General features: G+C 71.1%; 13 protein-coding genes. 5 read left to right on the forward strand and 8 right to left on the reverse strand.

Going from position 1 to position 19,984, the window contains the following annotated elements:
- Window positions 1-56: 56 nt before the first annotated feature.
- Together ACIPC1_RS10915 and ACIPC1_RS10920 are read right to left on the reverse strand one after the other, a co-directional pair.
- Window positions 57-1,226: a lactate 2-monooxygenase gene (locus ACIPC1_RS10915; protein ID WP_402515462.1), complete on the reverse strand. Its 1,170-nt coding sequence runs from the start codon at window positions 1,224-1,226 to the stop codon at window positions 57-59.
- Window positions 1,227-1,457: 231 nt separating this feature from the next.
- Entirely contained in the window at window positions 1,458-1,985 is a 528-nt protein-coding gene (locus ACIPC1_RS10920) for a hypothetical protein (RefSeq protein ID WP_402515464.1), read from the reverse strand.
- Between the two features lie 318 nt (window positions 1,986-2,303).
- On the opposite strand from ACIPC1_RS10920, the gene ACIPC1_RS10925 reads away from it, so the two are divergent.
- Both ACIPC1_RS10925 and ACIPC1_RS10930 read left to right on the forward strand, forming a co-directional pair.
- The gene (locus tag ACIPC1_RS10925) at window positions 2,304-2,738 is read left to right on the forward strand and encodes a protease inhibitor (RefSeq protein ID WP_402515465.1); all 435 of its coding nucleotides are present in this window, start codon (window positions 2,304-2,306) and stop codon (window positions 2,736-2,738) included.
- Between the two features lie 269 nt (window positions 2,739-3,007).
- Window positions 3,008-4,570, forward strand: coding sequence for a bifunctional phosphatase PAP2/diacylglycerol kinase family protein (locus ACIPC1_RS10930; protein ID WP_402515467.1), 1,563 nt, complete (start codon window positions 3,008-3,010; stop codon window positions 4,568-4,570).
- Window positions 4,571-4,643: 73 nt separating this feature from the next.
- On the opposite strand, the gene ACIPC1_RS10935 is transcribed toward ACIPC1_RS10930, so the two are convergent.
- Window positions 4,644-6,143 (reverse strand): MFS transporter, encoded by a 1,500-nt coding sequence (locus ACIPC1_RS10935; protein WP_402515470.1) that lies wholly within the window; start codon window positions 6,141-6,143, stop codon window positions 4,644-4,646.
- A gap of 217 nt (window positions 6,144-6,360) precedes the next feature.
- On the opposite strand from ACIPC1_RS10935, the gene ACIPC1_RS10940 reads away from it, so the two are divergent.
- Window positions 6,361-6,897 carry an SRPBCC family protein gene (locus ACIPC1_RS10940; RefSeq protein WP_402515471.1) on the forward strand — a complete coding sequence of 179 codons (537 nt, stop codon included), beginning with the start codon at window positions 6,361-6,363 and terminating at the stop codon, window positions 6,895-6,897.
- Window positions 6,898-6,902: 5 nt separating this feature from the next.
- On the opposite strand, the gene ACIPC1_RS10945 is transcribed toward ACIPC1_RS10940, so the two are convergent.
- From ACIPC1_RS10945 to ACIPC1_RS10960, 4 genes are all read right to left on the reverse strand, one after another.
- A complete protein-coding gene (locus ACIPC1_RS10945) occupies window positions 6,903-9,719 on the reverse strand; it encodes an NHLP bacteriocin export ABC transporter permease/ATPase subunit (RefSeq protein ID WP_402515474.1) in 2,817 nt (938 codons plus the stop codon).
- Between the two features lies 1 nt (window position 9,720).
- Entirely contained in the window at window positions 9,721-11,943 is a 2,223-nt protein-coding gene (locus ACIPC1_RS10950; protein WP_402515476.1) for an NHLP family bacteriocin export ABC transporter peptidase/permease/ATPase subunit, read from the reverse strand.
- The gene (locus tag ACIPC1_RS10955; protein ID WP_402515478.1) at window positions 11,940-12,749 is read right to left on the reverse strand and encodes an HlyD family efflux transporter periplasmic adaptor subunit; all 810 of its coding nucleotides are present in this window, start codon (window positions 12,747-12,749) and stop codon (window positions 11,940-11,942) included. Before ACIPC1_RS10955 ends, ACIPC1_RS10950 begins: the two co-directional genes overlap by 4 nt.
- A 90-nt stretch (window positions 12,750-12,839) precedes the next feature.
- Window positions 12,840-13,049, reverse strand: a complete 210-nt coding sequence (locus ACIPC1_RS10960; RefSeq protein WP_402515479.1) for a type A2 lantipeptide — start codon at window positions 13,047-13,049, stop codon at window positions 12,840-12,842.
- Between the two features lie 674 nt (window positions 13,050-13,723).
- On the opposite strand from ACIPC1_RS10960, the gene ACIPC1_RS10965 reads away from it, so the two are divergent.
- Window positions 13,724-15,025, forward strand: coding sequence for a S1 family peptidase (locus ACIPC1_RS10965; protein ID WP_402515482.1), 1,302 nt, complete (start codon window positions 13,724-13,726; stop codon window positions 15,023-15,025).
- A 168-nt stretch (window positions 15,026-15,193) separates the two neighbouring features.
- Here the strand turns inward: ACIPC1_RS10965 and ACIPC1_RS10970 are convergent, their stop codons facing one another.
- Entirely contained in the window at window positions 15,194-17,350 is a 2,157-nt protein-coding gene (locus ACIPC1_RS10970; protein ID WP_402515483.1) for a SpoIIE family protein phosphatase, read from the reverse strand.
- A gap of 180 nt (window positions 17,351-17,530) precedes the next feature.
- Here ACIPC1_RS10970 and ACIPC1_RS10975 point away from each other — a divergent pair, with 180 nt between their 5' ends.
- A complete protein-coding gene (locus ACIPC1_RS10975; protein WP_402515486.1) occupies window positions 17,531-19,972 on the forward strand; it encodes a SpoIIE family protein phosphatase in 2,442 nt (813 codons plus the stop codon).
- The last annotated feature ends 12 nt before the right edge of the window (window positions 19,973-19,984 follow it).

Genomic DNA, 19,984 nt, shown 5'->3' on the forward strand with positions numbered 1-19,984 from the left:
TCAGGGTCGAAGACGCCGAGGCCCGCTCGGGTCGGGGCGCTCGCGCGGTATTGCTGTCAGGCGGTTTCCTCGATCAGGTCGTCGGGACCGATGTCGCCGGGGCGGGCGTGGCCGGAGAGGGCGAGTGTGAGGTCGAACTCGGCGAGCAGGCAGCGGATGACGTGTTCGACGCCCGCCTGACCGTCGAGGCCGAGTCCGTAGGCGTACGGGCGTCCGACGAGCACGCCCTGTGCGCCGAGGGCGAGCGCCTTGAAGATGTCGTCGCCGGTGCGGATCCCGCTGTCGAAGAGGACGGTCAGACGGTCGCCCGCCGCCTCCACCACACGGGGCAGTGCGTCCGCTGCCGCGACGGCCCCGGCCACCTGACGGCCGCCGTGGTTGGAGACGACCACGCCGTCCATCCCGGCACTGGCCGCACGACGGGCGTCGTCCGGGTGCAGGACGCCCTTGAGGACGATCGGGCCGTCCCAGTTCTCCCGCAGGAACTCCAGGTCGGGCCAGGTCTTGCCGGGGTCCGCGAACATACCCACGAAGTGCATCACAGCGGCGTTCGGGTCCTCGTGCACCGGCTTCGCCAAGCCTGCCTGGAACGCCGGGTCGGTGAAGTAGTTGGCGGTGCCCACGCCGTGCAGGAACGGCAGGTACGCCCGGTCGAGATCGCGCGGCCGCCAGGCCAGCAGGGGAGTGTCGAGGGTGACGAACAGTGCGGTGAACCCGGCCGCCTTCGCCCGCTCCAGGAAGCTCCGGGTGACCTCGCGGTCCTTCGCCCAGTACAGCTGGAACCAGCGCTCCGCGTCACCCATCACCTCCGCGACCTGCTCCATGGATGTGCTGGAGGCCGAGGACAGGATGTACGGGACGCCCTGTGCCGCGGCGGCCCGTGCGGCGGCGGACTCCGCGTCCGGGTGCATGATCGACAGTACGCCGACGGGTGCGAGGGCCAGCGGTGCGGGCAGCGCCCGTCCCAACAGCTCGACGGACAGGTCGCGTTCGTGGACGTCGCGCAGCATGCGTGGCACGATCCGGCGCCGGTCCAGGGCGGTTCGGTTGGCCCGTGCGGTGCTGCCGTTGCCCGCGCTGCCCGCCACGTAGCCGACCGGGCCGGGGCCCAGGCGCTGCTCGGTGAGCTCTTCCAGCCGGGTCAGATCGGTGGGCAGCCGCGGTACGGCGCCTGTCATCCCGTTGAGATAGATCTCGTACTGGAAGTCGGCCCAGTGCTTCGCCATCCGTGCGTCCCCGTCCCTCGTCCCTGAGCTCGCGCAGTACGGGGTCGATCCTTGCGACTTGGACAAGATCCGTCCACTGTGGTGCGCGGATCGCGGAGCCGGGGTGGGGTTTTCGCCCCTCCGCCCCTGCCCGTCCCTTGTTCCTGGGCTGCCCCAGACCCCTGCTTCGGCCTGGACGGCCTCGTACTCGAACGCCGGACGGGCGGAAAGACCTACGGCATCTGCTCGGGGTCACTCCTCGGCGTCGGGACCCTGGGCCCGGACGCGCTGTACGTGCTCAAGCGAGTCCCGCAGCTCCGTGAGCCAGTCGTCGGTGTGCCGCTGCACCAGGCGTACGCACCAGGCGAGGGCGTCGCTGCGGCTGCGGGCCACACCGGCGGCGATGAGGGTGTCGAGGACCTGGCGCTCGGGCTGGCGCAGCCGGGTCATGACCGGCGCGGCGATGTGGGTGAACAGGGCGCGCTCGCCGCCGCACTGCGCACCCCACGAGACCTTCTTGCGGAACCGGTGCTCCGCCTCGTGCGCCACCTCGATCCGCTGCTCGCGGGTGCGCTCCCGGAATTCCTGGATACGGGACTGGAGGGCCGCCTCCTTCTCGGCGGCGGAGGCGCCTTCGGCGACCCGGGGCTCGGGGATGCGGCCGACGACGGTGATCTCCTCGCGGTCGACGGTCACCTCCGTCAGGCTCTCGAAGAGGTCGTCGGGCAGTCGGCCGGTGAACCAGCCGCGCAACTTGTCGTGCTGCTCCGTTGTAATCATGTAATAACGATTACTCGCGGAGGGAGGATAGGCAAGGGGATGACCAGGGGGTCCGCCGTGAGCTGAAGCGGAATGTTTCCGGCCTATTGCTGAGCCGTGGAAATCCGGCCATGAAGGCGCTCAGGACGATCAGTAAGCGCTCGCTTCCGGGCTGTTACGTTCGAATCCTGTGACTTCGCGCCACTGATTCAATACTCAAAGTTACTGAAACCCGTGGGTCGGATGTGTGTTTCCTGTCCGGACTCGGCAGACTCGCGCTCGCCGAACCGGCACAGACCGAGCCGGTCTCGCATTCAATCGAGCGGAAGGATGCACACAATGCCGACCACCGCGCGTTGGGCAGCGACTCTCACCCTGACGGCCACCGCCGTCTGCGGGCCACTGGGCGGAACCGCCCTCGCCGCCCCGGGCCCCGGCCCGTCCGCGCTCTACGCCCCCTCTGCCCTCGTGCTCAGCGTGGGCCACGGTCACAGCGCGGCCACCGCCACCGCGGAGCGCGCCGTCACCCTGAACTGCGCCCCGACCGCCTCCGGCACCCACCCCGACGCCCCGCGGGCCTGCGCCGAACTCCGTGAGACGGGCGGCGACTTCGACGCCCTGTCCGTGAGAGCCGGCGCGATGTGCACAAAGCAGTTCGACCCCGTGGTCGTCACCGTCGACGGCGTGTGGCAGGGCAAGAGGGTCGCCTATGAGCGCACCTTCGCCAACGAGTGCGTGAAGAACTCCTACGGGATGAACGTCTTCACGTTCTGACAGACCGGGATCGCGCGGTCCCCGTGGGCGTCCAACGAGAGCCCGATACTGGGGAAGGCGGGCCTCGTCGCGGGTGCCGCGTGATCTCGTACCGGAGGTCGGCCGGACAGAGTGGGGCTGTCGGCCGGCCTCCGGCGTTACCGCACAGGTCCTGACCCGGGCCGGCCCCGACCAGCACCCCGTGGGTCGCCGCGGGCCGTGCCGGGTGCTGCTCCGGTTGGAGGTGCAGCGGATGCCGATCCGCCTCCGCTCCCGGTAGGAGTGGGGCCATGGGCACACTCGGCGAACTGGATCTGCGGCTGTTCCGGCGGGTGGCGGGCTCCCGTTTCCCGGCCGCGGATCCGGCGCTGCGGCGGCTCAGCCGCGCCGCCGACCACGGACGGCTGTGGTTCGGCGCGGCCGCGGGCCTCACGCTTGTCGGCGGCCGTACCGCCCGGCGGGCGGCCGTGCGAGGCACCGGCTCGCTCGTCCTCGCCTCGCTGACCGTCAACACGGTCGTCAAGTGGAGTGCCCGCCGTCCCCGTCCGGTGCTGCACCATGTGCCGTCGATCCGGCACCTTCCACGTCAGCCGCACACCTCGTCCTTCCCTTCCGGACACTCCGCGTCGGCCGCGGCCTTCGCCACCGGGGTCGCCCTGGAATCCACCGGGTACGGGGCTCTGGTCGCACCCTTCGCCGCCTCGGTCGCCTTCTCGCGTGTCTACGTCGGCGTGCACTACCCAGGAGACGTGCTGGCCGGGATCGCGATCGGCGCCGGGGCCGCCGCACTGACCTGCCGCTGGTGGCCGCCGCACCCTGCACGCCCCGAGCGGGAACGGCCCGAGGCCGACGCGCCCGCGCTGCCCGCGGGCCGGGGGCTGGTCGTCTTCGTCAACAGCCGGGCCGGTACCGGTGCACCCCCGACGGGACTGCAGCCCGCCGAACGCCTGCGTGGTCTGCTGCCGGAGGCCGAGCTGATCGAACGCGCCCCGGACGACGACTTCGCCGAGCTGCTCGCCAAGGCGGTGGAGCGGGCCGCGGCGGCGGGCGGCGCACTGGGCGTGTGCGGGGGTGACGGCAGCGTCAACGCGGCGGCGCGCGCGGCGGCCGAGCGGGGGCTCGCGCTGGCGGTGTTCCCCGGCGGTACCCTCAACCACTTCGCGCAGGACGTGGGCGTACCCGACTTCGAGGACACCGCCGTGGCGGTCGCCCGGGGTGAGGCGGTGGCCGTCGACATCGGCGTGGCGCGCCCGGCGGCGGGGCACGAGGTGCGGTTCCTCAACACCTTCAGCATCGGCCTCTACCCCGAACTCGTCCGGATCCGCGAGCACTTGGAGGAGCGGTGGGGCAAGTGGCCGGCGGCCGCCGTCGCCCTCACCCGGGTGCTGCGCACCGCAACCCCCATCGAGCTGCGGATCAACGGCCGCCCCCGGCGCCTGTGGCTGCTCTTCGCGGGCAACGGCCGCTATGTCCCCGACGGCTTCGCCCCCGCCTTCCGGCCACGCCTGGACGACGGACTCCTGGACCTGCGGCTGATCGACGGCGACCACCGGCTCGCCCGCACCCGGGTCGTCGTCTCCGCGCTCGCCGGGGCCCTCGGCCGCTCCCGGGTCTACAGCTCCGAACGCGTCTCCTGGGTCGGGCTGGAGGGTCTCACCGGCACGGACACTCTCGCGTATGACGGTGAAGTCGCGCCCACATCAGGCGAGTTGAGGCTGGAGAAACGGGAGCGGGGACTCGTCGTGTACCGGCCCGCCGTACCGCAGAACGAGCTGGCCCAGCAGGCTCGCCTCGCGGCCGCGACGGCCCGCTATCGGAGGCGGACGAGGGGCCGGCCCGTGGAAGAGGGATGAGGGGCCGCCGTCTCCCTGCAGACGGCGGCCCCTCGGTTCAGGGGTGATCGTTGATCGTTGGGTCAGGACGCGATCACATGTGGACGACCGGTGCGGCGTCCGGGTCCTGCTCCAGCTTTCCGCGGTGGTAGAGCAGGAAGGTGATCACCGCGCCCGCGGCGAAGAAGCCGGCCGACCACCAGAAGGCGGTGGTGTAGCTCTCGATCGTCGCCTGCGCCTGGACCAGCTTGTCGGCCGGGTTCCTGCCGGCCAGGTAGCTCGTCGCGGCGCTCGCGGCCAGGGTGTTCAGCAGCGCCGTACCGATCGAACCGCCCACCTGCTGCATGGTGTTGACCGTCGCGGAGGCGACTCCCGCGTCCTCGGCCGCGATCCCGATGGTGGCCAGCGACATCGCGGGCGGCATCACGATGCCCAGACCCACGCCGATGAGGATCAACTGCGGCAGGACGGCGGTCGTGTAGGACGAGCCGACACCGATGCCGGTCAGCCAGGCCATGGCGAGCGCGGCGATCGCGAAGCCCGCCGGGATGACGACCTTCGGCCCGACACGGGGCACCAGGATCGTGGTGGAGACCTGGGCCATGACCATCAGGGCGGCCATCATCGGCAGGAACGACAGGCCCGTCTTGGTCGGGCTGAAGCCCAGGTTGAGCTGGAGGTAGTAGGTGAGGAAGAGGAAGACGCCGAACATGCCCGCGCCGGTGACCAGAACGGCGATGAACGAGGCGGCGCGGTTGCGGTCGAGCAGGACGCGCAGCGGAAGGAGTGGGTGCTTGGCACGGGTCTGCCAGCGGGTGAACGCCGTCAGCAGCACGCCGCCCGCGGCCAGGAAGCCCCAGGTGGCGGGCGAACTCCAGTCGTGCGTCTCGGCGTTGGAGAAGCCGTAGACCAGGGCGAAGAGTCCGGAGGAGACCAGCAGGGTGCCCGGCAGGTCCAGCTTGGAGTTCGCGGCGTCACGGTGGTTGTTCAGCAGCATCCAGCCGCCGACGAAGGCGACGATCGCGAAGATGAGGTTGACGTACAGGGTCCAGCGCCAGTCGAGCGCGTCGGTCAGTACACCGCCGAGCAGCAGCCCCAGCGCGCCACCGGCGCCGGCGATCGCGCCGAACACGCTGAACGCCTTGGCGCGGTCCTTCGCCTCGGTGAACGTCGTGTTCAGCAGCGAGAGCGCGGCCGGTGCGAGCAGCGCGCCGAAGATGCCCTGGAGGGCGCGTGCGGTGACCAGCATCCCGAAGCTGGTGGAGGCGCCGCCCAGCACGGAGGCCGCGGCGAATCCGGAGACACCGATGAGGAAGGCGGGCTTGCGCCCGAAGAGGTCGGCGATGCGTCCGCCGAGCAGCAGCAGTGAGGCGAAAGCCAGCGAGTAGGCGGTGACGATCCACTGCCGGTTGCCGTCGGAGAAGCCCAGGTCCGCCTGGGCGGACGGCAGGGCGATGTTCACGATGGTGGCGTCGAGGACCACCATCAGCTGCGCGATTCCGATGATCGCGAGGATCCACCACCGCTTCGACGCATTCGCCGCCGGGGCGTCCACGGCGCCCGTGCGGGCACCTTCGGTCACTGTCTGAGGCATCAGGGAAACTCCAGGGAAGTTGCAAAGGGTTTCGTGCAGGTAAACGAAACCGTTTCGTACACCTAGAGGCTAGACCCCTTCTATCGAAACTGCAACGTTTCGATGGGTGACCCAGGTCTCGTCGGAGTGTCACGCCGTGGACGGGCCCTGACCGGCGGGGTATTCCTTGACCGTGCCCGAAGCCCCAGCAGTGCCCTCCCCGAAGGACTGAGCCGCCATGTCCGCCGAGTCCCAGGCCTCCACCGGCAGCTACCTCACCCTCGACGACGGCCGCCCCGCCGTCCGTTTCCGCCGGACCTACGACCATCCCGTCGACCGTGTCTGGCAGTTCGTGACCGACCCCGACGAGCTGGCCCACTGGTTCCCCTCGCGCGCCGAGATCGACCTGCACCCCGGCGGGACCATCACCTTCAGCGGTGACCCGAACATGCCGGGGTCCACGGGCCGCGTCATCGCGGTCGACTCACCCCGGCACCTCTCCTTCGAGTGGGGCGGCGACGAGCTGCACTTCGGCCTGGAGGCACTGGACGAGAAGCGCACCCGGTTCACGCTCACCGACGTCCTGGAGGCCGAGAACACCGCCGCGCGCAACGCCGCCGGCTGGGAGGTGTGCCTCGGTGCCCTCGACGCGCAGGCGCGGGGCGAGGAGCACGGGGGACCGCACGCCGGGAGCACCGCGACCTGGCAGGAGATCTACCGCCGGTACGTCGAGGCCGGGCTCCCGTCCGGAGCACCGGTCCCCGGGCTCGACTGACCGCTTCACCGCATCTGCCGCCGCACCAGTTCGTGCAGCCGCCCGCTCGTGTCCGCGAGGAGCTGCGCGGGCGGGCCCTGCTGGGCGACCTTGCCGGCCTCCATCACGATGACGCGGTCCGCGTCCATCACGGTGGACAGCCGGTGCGCGATCACCACGCGGCTGGCGTTGAGCGCCCGGGTGCTCTCGATGACCGTGCGCTGGGTCTCGTTGTCCAGGGCGCTGGTCGCCTCGTCGAAGAAGAGGATGCGGGGGCGGCGGATCAGCGCCTGGGCGATCATCAGGCGCTGGCGCTGGCCGCCGGAGACCGCGCCGCTGCCGGAGACGAGGGTGTGCAGGCCCATCGGCATCCGCTTGATGTCCTCGGCGAGGCCCGCCATCTCGGCCGCCGCCATCGCCTCCTCGGGCGTGTACGGCTCGGTGCCGCAGATGCAGTCCAGGATCGATCCGGTGAACGGCTGCGCGTGCTGGAGCACGACACCGCACTGGCGGCGTACGGCGGACTGGTCGAGGGCCGCCAGATCCTGGCCGTCGTACAGGACGCTGCCCGACACCGGCTTGTCGAAGCCGATGAGCAGCCGCAGCAGCGTGGACTTGCCGCAGCCGCTGGGGCCGACGATCGCCACGAACTCGCCCGGCTGCACGTCGAAGGACACCTCGTCCAGGACCAGCGGGCCGTCGTCGGTGTAGCGGAAGGACAGGCCGCGGGCCTCGATCGCGCCGGACAGGACTCCGGGGCGGGTGCTCGCCACGCGCACCTCGGGTGTCGCGTCGAACACCGGCCTGATCTCCTCGAACATCGGCAGGGCGGCCGCTGCCGAGACGAACGCGCCGGTGATCGAGGTGACCGAGGTCAGCAGCATCGTCATCGAGGTGTTGAAGGTGAGGAACTCGGCGGCCGACAGCGAGTCGCGCGCCGGGCCGGCGAGCAGCATGAACATCAGCAGGGAGCAGAGGGGCAGATAGACCGCGCCCATCACCGTGGTGAGGTTCTTGATCCGGCCGACCTTCTGCTGGAGCTCACGGCTGCGCGCGAACTCGCCCGCCCAGGCGGCGTACGCGTAGTTCTCGGCCGCCGCGACCCGCAGTTTGGGCAGGCCGCGCAGGGTCTGGAAGGCCTGGTTGTTCAGTTTGTTGCTGAGCACGACCAGATGGCGCTGCCAGCGCACCTGCCACAGGCCGAGTCCCAGGAACACGGCGGCGATGACGACGAGCATGCCGATCGCGGCCAGTGCCATGGGGACGCTGTACCAGAGCAGCAGGCCCAGGTTCATCGCGCCGACGGTGCCCGCCTGGGCGAGGGTCGGGCCGACGCCCGCGAGGAGACGGCGGATCGCGCTGATCCCCATGGCCGCGCTGGCCAGTTCGCCGGTGGAGCGGGAGGTGAAGAACTTCGTGGGCAGGCGCAACAGCCGGTCCCACACGGCAGGTTGGAGCGTTGCCTCGATCCGGCCCTCCAGCCGCAGGATGGTGAGGTTCTGCAGCAGCGTGAACGCCGCCGACACCACGCTGGTGATCATGATGGCGAGGCAGACCTGCACGATGAGGCTGTGCTGCGCCTTGGGCACGTACTCGCCGAGCACCTTGCCGGTGGCGATCGGCACGATCGCGCCGATCGCGACGGTCACCAGAGAGCTGATCGCGAGGTTGCGCATGTCGCCGCCGGTGCCCCGGAGGCAGAACCTCATCAGCCGCAGGGGGCTCAACGACCGTTCGGGCAGCGGTCGGTAGAACATCACGGCCTGCGCTTCGAACTCCCCGGCGTTGGCCTTCTCGACCGGCGTCTCCCGTCCCGAGGACGGCTGTACGGCGACGTATCCGCCGCGCCGCCACAGCAGGGCGACCGGACTGCCCGAGACGGCACGGTGGCCGACCAGCGGGCCGATGTTGTCGTGCCACCAGTGTCCGTCGAGACGTACGGCACGGGCGCGGACGCGCGAGGCGATCGCGATCCGCTCGACCGGGTCGATCCGCTCGCTCTCCGTGCCGCTCTGGTGGGCCTTCGTGAGGGTGATCCCGGCCGCGTCGGCGACCAGCTTGCAGGCCGCGTACGTGGCATCCGCGTCGGCGGCCGTCGGGCGCTTCGCCGACTGCTTCCCGATCGACGCCAAAAGCGTCCGGTCGGCCTGGGCGCGGACGGCCTCGCCCGCCTTGATGCCCGCCGCCGTACGGTCCTCGTGGCCTGACTCCAGCCGCTCGATCCAGCGGTCGAGTGTGGTGAGGAGCCGGTACTGCTGGTCGACCATGCGCTGCCAGACACCGGAGTCCATCAGCAGGTCGGCCGCCGCCTCCGCGCCGTACAGGGAGCCGTACTGCACACTGCCGGGCGGCACCTGCATCCAGAAGACGTCGTCGTCGGTGAGCGCGGCGGCGTTCTCGTGGGCCATCGGCGCCTGGAAGAGGATGGAGAGGCTGCGGCCCACGCCGAGCGCGAGGGCGTACTCCAGGGGGCTCGAAGTGGGCGGCACGTACTGGGCGTTGCCGTACTCGTCGTACGACCAGGTCCGGGTGTCGGCCTGCTGGTACAGCTCGCGCAGCCCGATCCGGCGCACCACGCAGTCGCGCAACGGCCGCCCGACCAGGGTGTGTTGGGGGCCGGTGACCGGGCCGAGGAGCAGGGAGCCCGCTTCGAGGCGGCCGAGGTGGTGCCAGTGGCCCTGCTGGACGGCGTCGACCGCGAACAGGTCCATGGCGCCCGCCGCGACGAGCCACAGGGTCTGCGGGCCCTCCAGATCAAGGCGGTTGAGGGCGGAACTGTCGACGGGGGTGCCCATGCCGCCGAGCGCGCCGAGGACGACATCGCCCTCGTTGACGGTCGTCATCTCATCGCTCCTTGACCAGCTGGGCGTACGGACCGCCGGCCGCCACCAGGGCGTCGTGCCGCCCGCGTTCCACGATCGTGCCGTGCTGGAGTACGACGATCTCGTCGCTGTCGCGCACGGTGCTGAGCCGGTGTGCGATCACCACACACGCGCAGCCGCGCTTGCGCAGGTTGTCGATGACGGTCTGCTCGGTCTCCGCGTCCAGCGCGCTGGTCACCTCGTCGAGCACCAGGATGCTGGGCCTGCGCACCAACGCCCGCGCGATCTCGAGGCGTTGACGCTGGCCGCCGGAGAAGTTCCGGCCGTCCTGCTCGACCCGGCTCTGGATGCCGCCCGGCCGGCGCGTGATGACGTCGTACAGCGCCGCGTCCTCCAGCGCCGCGACGACCGCCTCGTCCGGGATCGACGGGTCCCACAGCGCCACGTTGTCGCGGACCGTCCCCTCGAAGAGGAAGACGTCCTGGTCGACGAAGGAGACGGAGGAGGCGAGGGCGCCGCGCGGGATGTCGTCCAGGCGCCGGCCGTCGATACGGATCGTGCCCTCCCACGGGGCGTACAGGCCCGAAATCAGCCGGGACACCGTCGACTTGCCACTGCCCGAGCCGCCGACCAGGGCGACCTGCTGGCCCGGGCCGACGGTCAGGGAGAAGCCGGTCAGCAGGGGCTTGTCGAGCGGGCTGTAGCCGAACGTGATGTTCTCCAGCTCGACATGGCCATGCAGGCGGCGGGTGGAATCGGCGTTGCCGGGGCGGTCGTACAGCGGGTCCGCCTGGAAGTTCTCGACGTCCTTGAGGCGGGCGACGTCGGCCGCGAAGTCCTGGATGCGGCCCGCGACACCGTTGAGGCGGGTGATCGGCGCGGTGAAGCGGGTCACCAGGGACTGGAAGGCGACGAGCAGACCGACCGAGATGCCTCCCTCGATGGCCCGCATCCCGCCGATCCACAGGATCAGCGCGCTGTTGAGCGTCGCGAGCATCGGCGCGACCACGCCCAGCCAGGCGCTCGGCACGCCGAGGCGCTGCTCCTCCTCCAGCGTGGTCGCGTGCTGCCCGGCCCACTTGCGGAAGTAGCCGTCCTCACCGCCGGTGGCCTTCATCGTCTCGATCAACTGGAGCCCGCTGTATGCCGTGTTGGTCAGCCGGGCACTGTCCGCGCGCAGCTTCGCGGTGCGCGTCGAACGCAGCCGGATCACCACCCGCATCGCGACCACGTTGAGCAGCGCGACGCCGATGCCGACGGCCGTGAGCTGCGGGTCGTAGGTGTAGAGGAGTACGGCGTAGAGCACGACCACGACCGCGTCCACCCCGGCCGCCGCCAGGTCGCGGGACAGGGTCTCGGCCACCGCGTCGTTCGACTGGAGCCGTTGCACCAGGTCGGCCGGGCTGCGCTGGGAGAAGAAGGTGACCGGCAGTCGCAGCAGATGGCGCAGGAAGCGGGCGCTGGAGAGCGTCGAGGAGATGGTGCGGCCGCGCAGCAGGTTCGCCTGTTGCAGCCAGGTCAGCACCACCGTCAGTGCCACGGAGGCGCCCATCGACGCGAACAGCACGCCGAGCAGCGAGGACTGACCGCCGATCAGGTAGCTGTCGATGTACGTCCGGCTGAGCGCGGGCACCGCCGCGCCGACCACGACAAGGAGCAGACTCGCCAGGACGGCCGCGGGCATGGTGCCCGAGGTCCCGCGCAGCCGGGCCGGCATGGCGCCCAGGACGCCCGGTTTGCGGCCGCCCCGGTGGAAGTCGGGGCCCGGTTCCATGACCAGGGCGACGCCGGTGAAGCTGGTGTCGAAGTCCTCCATCGGCACGAAACGACGGCCCTTGCCGGGGTCGTTGATGTGCACGCCGCGCCGTCCGAACCGGCGCCCCATTCCGTCGTACACGACGTAGTGGTTGAACTCCCAGAACAGGATCGCGGGCGCCCGCACCTCGGCGAGCGCGGCCGTGTCCATCTGCATGCCCTTGGCCGTCAGGCCGTAACTGCGCGCCGCCTTCAGCAGGTTGCTGGCGCGCGAGCCGTCGCGGGAGACACCGCAGGCGATGCGCAGCTCTTCGAGGGGGATGTGTCGGCCGTAGTGGCCGAGCACCATGGCGAGCGAGGCCGCACCGCACTCCACGGCTTCCATCTGGAGCACGGTGGGGGTGCGCACCGTCTTGCGTCTGCCCTTGGGGGCGGGGCGTTTGGGCGGGGTGGCGCGGCGTCTGCCTTGGGTGTCCTGCGCGGTGGTCACGGGAGGAGCCAATCGACGGGGCGCTGGTCGGCCAGCCGGATCGAAGCCGTGGCCAGGGTCATGGAGGTCAGCGCGAACGGCGGTCCGTCCGCCGAGGACCACTTGAGGCCGCTCTTCGTGCTGGACCTGGGGTCGAGGCGGACCAGGACGGCCACCGGCCTGCCGTCCTTCGTGAACTGCTCGCCCAACTGGCTGTCGCCGAGGAAGGCGGCGATCTGCTGCTGGGTCTGCACGGTCCGGCCGACCGCTTTCACATGGCCGCGCAGCACCCCGTACTGCTGGGTCGGCACCGACTGGACGGTGAGGTCCACCGCTGCGTTCTCGGGGATCGTGGCGGCGTTCTCGGCGGGGACGTACACCGTCGCGTACAGCGGATCGTTCACGTGGGCGACCTTCTCGACGGCCGCGACGTTCGCGCCGGTCGAGATGATCGCGCCGATGGTGGCGGCCAGGGCGGTGACGCGTCCCGCGGCGACCGTGCGGACGACGGCCGTCTCGCCCTGCGCGGTACGGACCTGGAGTAGGGGAGCGTTGGCGGCGAGCCGTTCGCCCTCCTCGGCGAGAACCGCGGTGACCTGCCCGGCGAACGGACTCTGCAGCACGTAACTGCCCTCCCCGTGCGTGAGGATGGCTGGTGCGTCGACCGTGGACGCCACGGTGCCCGTCACGGCCCAGACCGAGGCGGCCGCCATGACGAGGACCGTCACGGACAGGACGAGCCAGCCCTGGGGGCGGGCGAAACGCACCGGAAGGTCGAGTTCTTCCGGCGACTGCAGCTTGGCGAGGGCCTGTTGGCGGAACTGCAAGGGGCTTCCCTCACCTGTTCGATAGTCTTACGGCACCCGAGAGTCCCGGAACCATGGAGCGGTTCCGGGACTCGACGGCGCTGATGGAGATCAGAGACCGGCGACCACGCCGGTGACGTTCAGGCCGGTGAGACCCTCGACGGTGCCGACGACCGAACCGACCAGCGGGAGGACGCCCGGGGCGACCGAGTCCACGATGCCCGTGACGGTGCCAACGGCGTCCAGACCGAGACCGCCCGAAACGGCGTCGAGGTCGGCGTCCGAGATCTCGGCGGTGGCAACCTGGGGGGTGGAGTTCATGATGGAACTTCCCTTCGTGTGCGTATTCATAAGGGGGAGAGCGGCCCCCTCTGGGGACAGATGGTCGGCCGCGACCGCGGGCGTCGGGCACCCGTTGCCGGGAGCCTGGAATGACCCGTGACCCCCGCGGTGCCATGGATCAAAGCACGCTGCCGCGGCACGCCTCCAGTCAACAGCCGGTCGCATCAGGGCGATTGATCACCACAACCGGTCAACCGTGCAGGAGCGTGCACCGTTCGACGGCGAGTCCTTCACAGTCCGCGTGTCCTCGCTGTGTGCGTGCGCTCGGCATCCGGTTTCCGAACTGGACACTCCCGCCCCAATGGCCCCGCGTGCCCCGGCGCTCTGTGGAGATCCGTCGCACGGGGTGACCTCGTTGCGCATTCGATGTGCAGATTCGCAGAATCCGGGATTCCGCTCGGTCTTGTCGACGGCCTGTGACCGGACACGCGCGGAGCGTGCCACATGGCTCACCGAAGGGGCCTGTAGGCCGGGACGGGCGCACAGAAGGACCTGATTGCCTCGCAATCCACGCCTTTGGCCTGCCCAACTCCCGCCATGTGCGAATGGAGTTGAACACCCCGTGTGACGCGTGCGTATCAACAGGCATCCAGGCGCCCCCCAGTTCAGCCGCAAGACGGTGGCAACGGACCCCGTCCCCAGGAGGTCAGAAGTTGAGTCACAAACGCATACCCAAGCGCAAGGCCGCGATAGCGGCAGGCAGCGTGGCGGCGCTCGGAGCGGCGGCACTCTTCCTGCCGAACGCCATGGCGTCCCAGACGGACTCGGACGACGCCACCGCGAGCGCCAAGACCTTCAAGGCGGCCGACGTATCGGACCTGGCCTCGCAGCTCGCCTCCCAACTGGGTGACGCCTTCGCCGGGTCGTACTACGACGCGGCCAACCAGCAGGTCGTCATCAACGTCGTCGGTGACAACAGCAAGGTGATCAACGAGATCAGGGCGGCCGGCGCGGTCCCCAACCAGGTGCGGAACAGCACCGACACGCTCGAGAACGCCGCCGCGACGCTCAAGGCCGACGCGACGATCCCGGGCACGGCGTGGTCCGTCGACCCGAAGACCAACGAGATCCGCGTCACCGCCGACTCCACCGTCACGGGCACCGGCTGGGACACGCTGGAGTCGACCGTCCAGGGCCTCGGCTCGGGCGTGGCGACCATCACGAAGTCCGCGGGCACCTTCAAGACCTTCGTCGACGGCGGCGACGCCATCTTCAGCGACGGTGCCCGCTGCTCCCTCGGCTTCAACGTCACCGCGGGCGACGGCACCCCCGCCTTCCTCACCGCGGGCCACTGCGGTGTCGCGTTCGCCGAGTGGTCGGACGCGCAGGGCGGCGCCCCGATCGCCACCGTCGACCAGGCCACCTTCCCCGGCGACGGCGACTTCGCCCTCGTGAAGTACGACGACCCGGCCACCGTGACGGCCAGCGCGGTCGACATCGGCGACGGCCAGAGCGTCGAGATCGCCCAGGCCGCCGAAGCCGCCGTGGGCCAGCAGGTCTTCCGCATGGGCAGCACCACGGGTCTCTTCGACGGCACCGTCCTGGGTCTCGACGCCACCGTCAACTACCCCGAGGGCACGGTCACCGGTCTCATCCAGACCGATGTATGCGCCGAGCCCGGCGACAGCGGCGGCTCCCTCTTCACCCAGGACGGCAGCGCGATCGGCCTGACCTCCGGCGGCAGCGGCGACTGCACCGTCGGTGGCGAGACCTTCTTCCAGCCCGTCACCACCGCGCTGGCAGCGGTCGGTGCGACGCTCGGCGCGGGTGACGCGGCCGGAGACGCCGGAGCCGGAGCGGTCGCGCCCGGCGACGGCGCCAGTGCCCCGGCGGCCGGCGACGAGGCGGCCGGGGGCGGCAGTGACGAGCTCGGCCAGGACCAGTCGGGAGACACGGGTGCCGACACCGGCTCCGGCCTGGACGACGGCTCGGGACTCGTGAACATCAACCCCTGACACCGGAGACCGCCCCACACCGGTGCTCCCCCCACACCGGTGTCCCCCCACCCCCGGTGTCTCAGAACCACTGACCCGGCCGCGGCATACAGCGACCCCGGCCGACAGTGGAAAGGTCCGGCCCTCCGGCGGGAGGGCCGGACCACTCCGCGTCCACGCAGACGGCCTTCAGCCGAGCGCCCGCAGAAGCAGCAGCGCGACATCGTCGGGCCGCTCCTGTGTCGCCGCCTCGTCGTCGGGTTGGACGAGGGTGTCGGCCAGTACGTCGAGCGGCTGGTCGCCCTTCTCGGCGAGTTGTCGGCCGAGGGCGGCGAGAGCGTCCTCGATGTCGACACCCGGGGATTCGATCAGGCCGTCGGTATAGAGGGCGAGCACGGAACCCGGGGCGAGCGGGACCTCGGTCGTCGGATACGTCGCCGAGGCGTCGATCCCGAGCAGTGGCCCCCCGGCCAGGTCGAGCACCCGGACTCTCCCGTCCGGTCGGCGCAGCAGCGGAGGCGGATGCCCCGCCCGCGCCATGACGGCCACCCCGCGCGCGGGGTCGAGCCGCAGATAGAGACAGCTGGCGAACAGTTCACTGCCCAGGTCGATCAGCAGCCGGTTGGTGCTGCGCATGACCTCCCCGGGAGGCTGGCCGACGGTCGTGTACGCCCGTACAGCCGTACGGATCTGCCCCATCAGGCCCGCCGCCGTCACGTTGTGCCCCTGCACGTCGCCGATCACCGCCGCCGCCCGGCCCTGTGAGAGCACCAGGTCGTAGAAGTCCCCGCCGATGTCCATCCCCTGGGTGGCCGGGAGATAGCGCGCGGCCGCCTCGATCGAGGGCACCGAGGGCAGGGAGTGCGGGAGCAGCGCGGCCTGCAGACCGTGCGCCAGCCGGAGCTTGGCGTCATAGAGGAGGGCCCGCGCCAGGGCCTGCGCGATCAGACCGCCCAGGCTCGTCAGGACGGCACGCTCGTCCGCGGGGAAGGAATGTGTTTCCGGATATCCGAGGACGCAGACGCCCACCGGACGACCGGAGGCGATGAGCGGCAGAAACGCCCACGCCGCCATGCCGTCGGGTGTCGTGGGCCGGGACGGATAGAGACGCTCCAACTGCTCACGGGAGTCGAAGAAGGCGGGAACACCGCTGCTCAGCGTCTGTACCCCCGGCGTCTCCGCGTCCAGCGGCAGCCCGTCGAAGCGCTCCACGACACCGGCGTCGGGATACCCCCGATGCCCGAGCACGTGCAGACGTCCGGCCCGGGTGCCGAGCACCACCAGGGTCTGGCTGCCGACGGCGGGCGCGATCTCGTCGGCGACCAGTTGCACCACGTCCTGCACACTCGCCGCCTCCGTCAGCGCGCTGGCCAGGCTCAGCACATGGGAGATGGTCACCAGCCCCGGGGCGGGATCGTCGCTGTGCTCCGGTTCGGCCCGCCGCATCTCGGACACCGCCCGCGCCCGCGAGATCCGTACGCTCAGCCCGTTCGCACTGGGATAGAGACGGAACGACAGCCAGTCGCCGGGCGGCCGCAGCGCCACGAAGGACGTCACGTGCTGGCTGATCAGCGCGGCACGGTAGCGGTCCTCGTAGACCGGGTCGTTGAGCCAGGGCACGGACGCCCACAACGGGGTACCCAGCAGGTCTGCGACCGGGACGCCGAGCAGCTTCGCCGTCGCCGCGTTGGCGAAGCTGACACGCCCGTGCAGGTCCAGCGCGCACAGCCCGTACGGCAGTCGCGCCACCATCCTTGCCGCCTCCACCGTGCCGGGCGTGCCGGACATCGTTGCCGCGGCGGCCGTGGCGAGCAGATCCGCCTCGGGACGGACCGGATGGTTCGCCGCGGCGGCCCGTTCAAGGCGCAGCGCGAGCCGGTCGCAGGCCGCGGTGAGCTGGTCGCGCTCCCGGTCGGACAGTTCCGGTGGATGCGATCCGGGCCAGGTCACGTAGACGGCGCCGTACACGGTGTGCTCGGTCGCCACCGGGAGCGCGGCCAGTGCGAAGGGGTAGGGGAGCACCACGGCGACCCGGGGGAAGCGGCCGGCCATCTGTTCCTCGCCGCTGACCCAGACCAGCTGCCGCTCCCGTGCCGCCTCGGCGACCGGGATCGGCGCGCTGAGCCCCACCCGCTCCCACGGGGCGGCGAAGGCCCTGGGCAGCCCAGCCATCACCGCCATCTCCAGGACCGCTTCACCGGGCGGCAACAGATACACGGCGCCGGAGTGGGCGTCCACCTCGTCCATCATCGAGGCCAGCGCAAGAGACAGCAGGGGGCTTCCCTCCGGCACTATTCGAGTGGCCGGTGCCTGCCCGGATCCATGCGAGTCGGACACGTCGGCCACCTCCTCGCAGGGCCGCGTGATCAGGTCCCCGAGGTCAAGGCTCTCTCCTGGCGGCTCCTCGCGCACGGCGAGCGGGAGCCGCCGGGGACCAGTCGTGGGACCGCGGTGGCGGGCTTTGCCAGAGGTCTGGCAGGTCCGGAACGGTCACAGGGGCTGCGCCGGAGCGCCGGAAGCGCTGTAATGACGGACGTGGTCAGTGAGGACGTTGCGGGACGCAGAACGAGAACGCCACGCGCCGAACTTGCTCTAAAAACGCTCACAACCGATCTCGAACCCCGCGAGCGGCTCCGTCGCGTACTCGAACAGGCCCTCGTCTTCACCGGCGCGACCGTCGTCGCGGTCTACTCCCCGATCCGGAGCGGCGAAGAACTGCGCCTCGCCGAGTCGGCGGGCGTGCCCAGAACGCTCTACGGGCTGCGCGACGGCTACCCCGTCACCGGCGGATCCCCGGTCGCCGACGCGCGCCGCTCGGGCCGGCCGCTGTGGCTCGGCCCGCAGGAGGTCGACCGGCGCGCCGACGCCCGGCGCCTGCCCTCCCAGGACTTCTCGCTGGCCGTCCTGCCGCTGCGCGACGACGGCTGTCTGCTCGCCGTCAGCGAGCACCCCTCCGGCTTCGGCCTCGAGGACCGGGAGTGCCTGGCCCTGATCGCGGAGGCCGTCGTCTGCCCGCCGCCCGCACCCGAGACGGACGCCGACGAGCTGCCCGCCAGCTCGTTCAGCCTCGCCATGGACACCGGGCGCGTCGAGGTCGACGAGGAGATGCTGGAGCTCTTCGGCCTGAGTCCGGCCGACTTCGACGGCAAGGTGGAGACGCTGCTGTCGCTGACCGTTCCGGAGGACCTGCCCTCGCTGATGTCCGTGGTGGAGGCGGACCACATGTCCATCGGCGACCGCGAGCTGGAGTTCCGGATCCTCCAGCCGTCCGGCGAGCAGAAATGGCTGCGACTGCGCGGACACCTCCTGCCCGGCGGCGAGGGCCTCCCGGGGCGCCTTGTCGGCACCGTCTCCGACGCCTCGAAACTGCGCTCGGGGGGCAACGAGGTCGCCCGCGTCCAGCGGCTCGCCGCCGCCCTGGCCACCGCCGGCACCGTCCGCGACGTGGGCCGGGCCGTGGTCGCGGCCCTCCGCAAGCCCCTGCGGGCCGACCGGATCGCCGTCGCGGAACTGGAGGGCGACCGCCTCATCGTCACCGTCCTGGACCCGCCCGAGCCGGAGGCCTGGCCCGAACTGTGGCGGGCCGAATGGCGCTCGGAGTGGCCCGACGCGCCTGTGCGCGGCATGCCGACCCTCGCCGCGGCCCTGAGCGACGGGCGCGCCGCGATCTGGCCCGCCGGGACCGACCTGGAACCCGCCCTCGCCGACGTGGGCCCCGGCGGCCTCGCCGTCCTGCCGCTGCCCGCCGCCGGACGGATCGCCGGAGCCTGCCTGATCGGCTGGGACGCCCCGCACGACTTCGGCCCCGACGAGCGCGCCCTGCTCACCGCGGCCGCGGGCCTCACCGGCCAGGCCCTGATGCGCGCCCACGCCTTCGACGCCGAACACGAACTGATCGGCATGCTCCAGCGCACCCTGCTCCCGCGCCGCCTGCCCAAGCTGCCAGGCGCGGTCGCCGTCGCCCGCTATCTGCCCACCACGTCGGGCCTGGAGGTCGGCGGCGACTGGTACGACGTGATCCCGCTGCCCGACAACCACGTCGCCCTCGTCATCGGCGACGTCCAGGGACACAACGCCTCGGCCGCGACCCTGATGGGCCAGATGCGCACCGCCCTGCGCGCCTACGCCGTCGAAGGACACCCCCCGGACGTCGTGGTCTCGCACGCCAACCGACTCCTCATGGACCTGGAGACCGACCTCTTCGCGACCTGCTGCTATGTCGACGTCGACATGGAGGAGGGCTTCGCGTGGTACGTGCGCGCCGGGCATCTGCCCCCGGTGCTGCGTCACCCGGACGGCCGTACGGAGATCGCCTGGTCCGAAGGCGGGCCGCCACTGGGCGTCCTCACCCAGGCCGACTTCCCCATGAGCCCGCTGCGCCTGCCGCCCGGCACGATCGTCGCCCTGACCACGGACGGTCTCGTCGAGTCCGCGGAGATCGACATCGAGGACGGCCTGGACAGGCTCGCCGGAGAGCTGGCCGCAGCCGACCCCGCTCACCTGGGACTCGTGGCCGACCGACTCCTCGCCGGCGCGAACCGCGGTGACGACGTCGCCCTCCTCCTGATGCGCTACGACGGCATGGAGCTGCGCCCACTCCGCGAGAGCTGGACGGTCTGGCGCGTCCCGGAGGCGGTCCGGCACGCCCGCCGCTTCACCAGGCGCACCCTGCACGCCTGGGGCAGGCGTGGCGACGCGGACGCCGCACTCCTCGTCGTCTCCGAACTCGTCACCAACGCGCTCGTCCACACCGACGGACAGATCAGGCTCGACCTCACCCTCATCAACAACCGCTTCAGAATCGCGGTCGCCGACAACTCACCGCGTACCCCGATCAAGCCCACCAACATCGGCTGGGAGGCCACCGGCGGACGCGGCATCCTTCTCGTCGAGGCGATGTCGGCGGCCTGGGGGACCGTGCCGGTCAGCGGCGGGAAGCAGGTGTGGAGCGAGATCATTCTCGACTGACACCCTTGTGGA

The sequence above is a fragment of the Streptomyces sp. NPDC087263 genome (genome assembly GCF_044744645.1).
Lineage (GTDB): Bacteria > Actinomycetota > Actinomycetes > Streptomycetales > Streptomycetaceae > Streptomyces.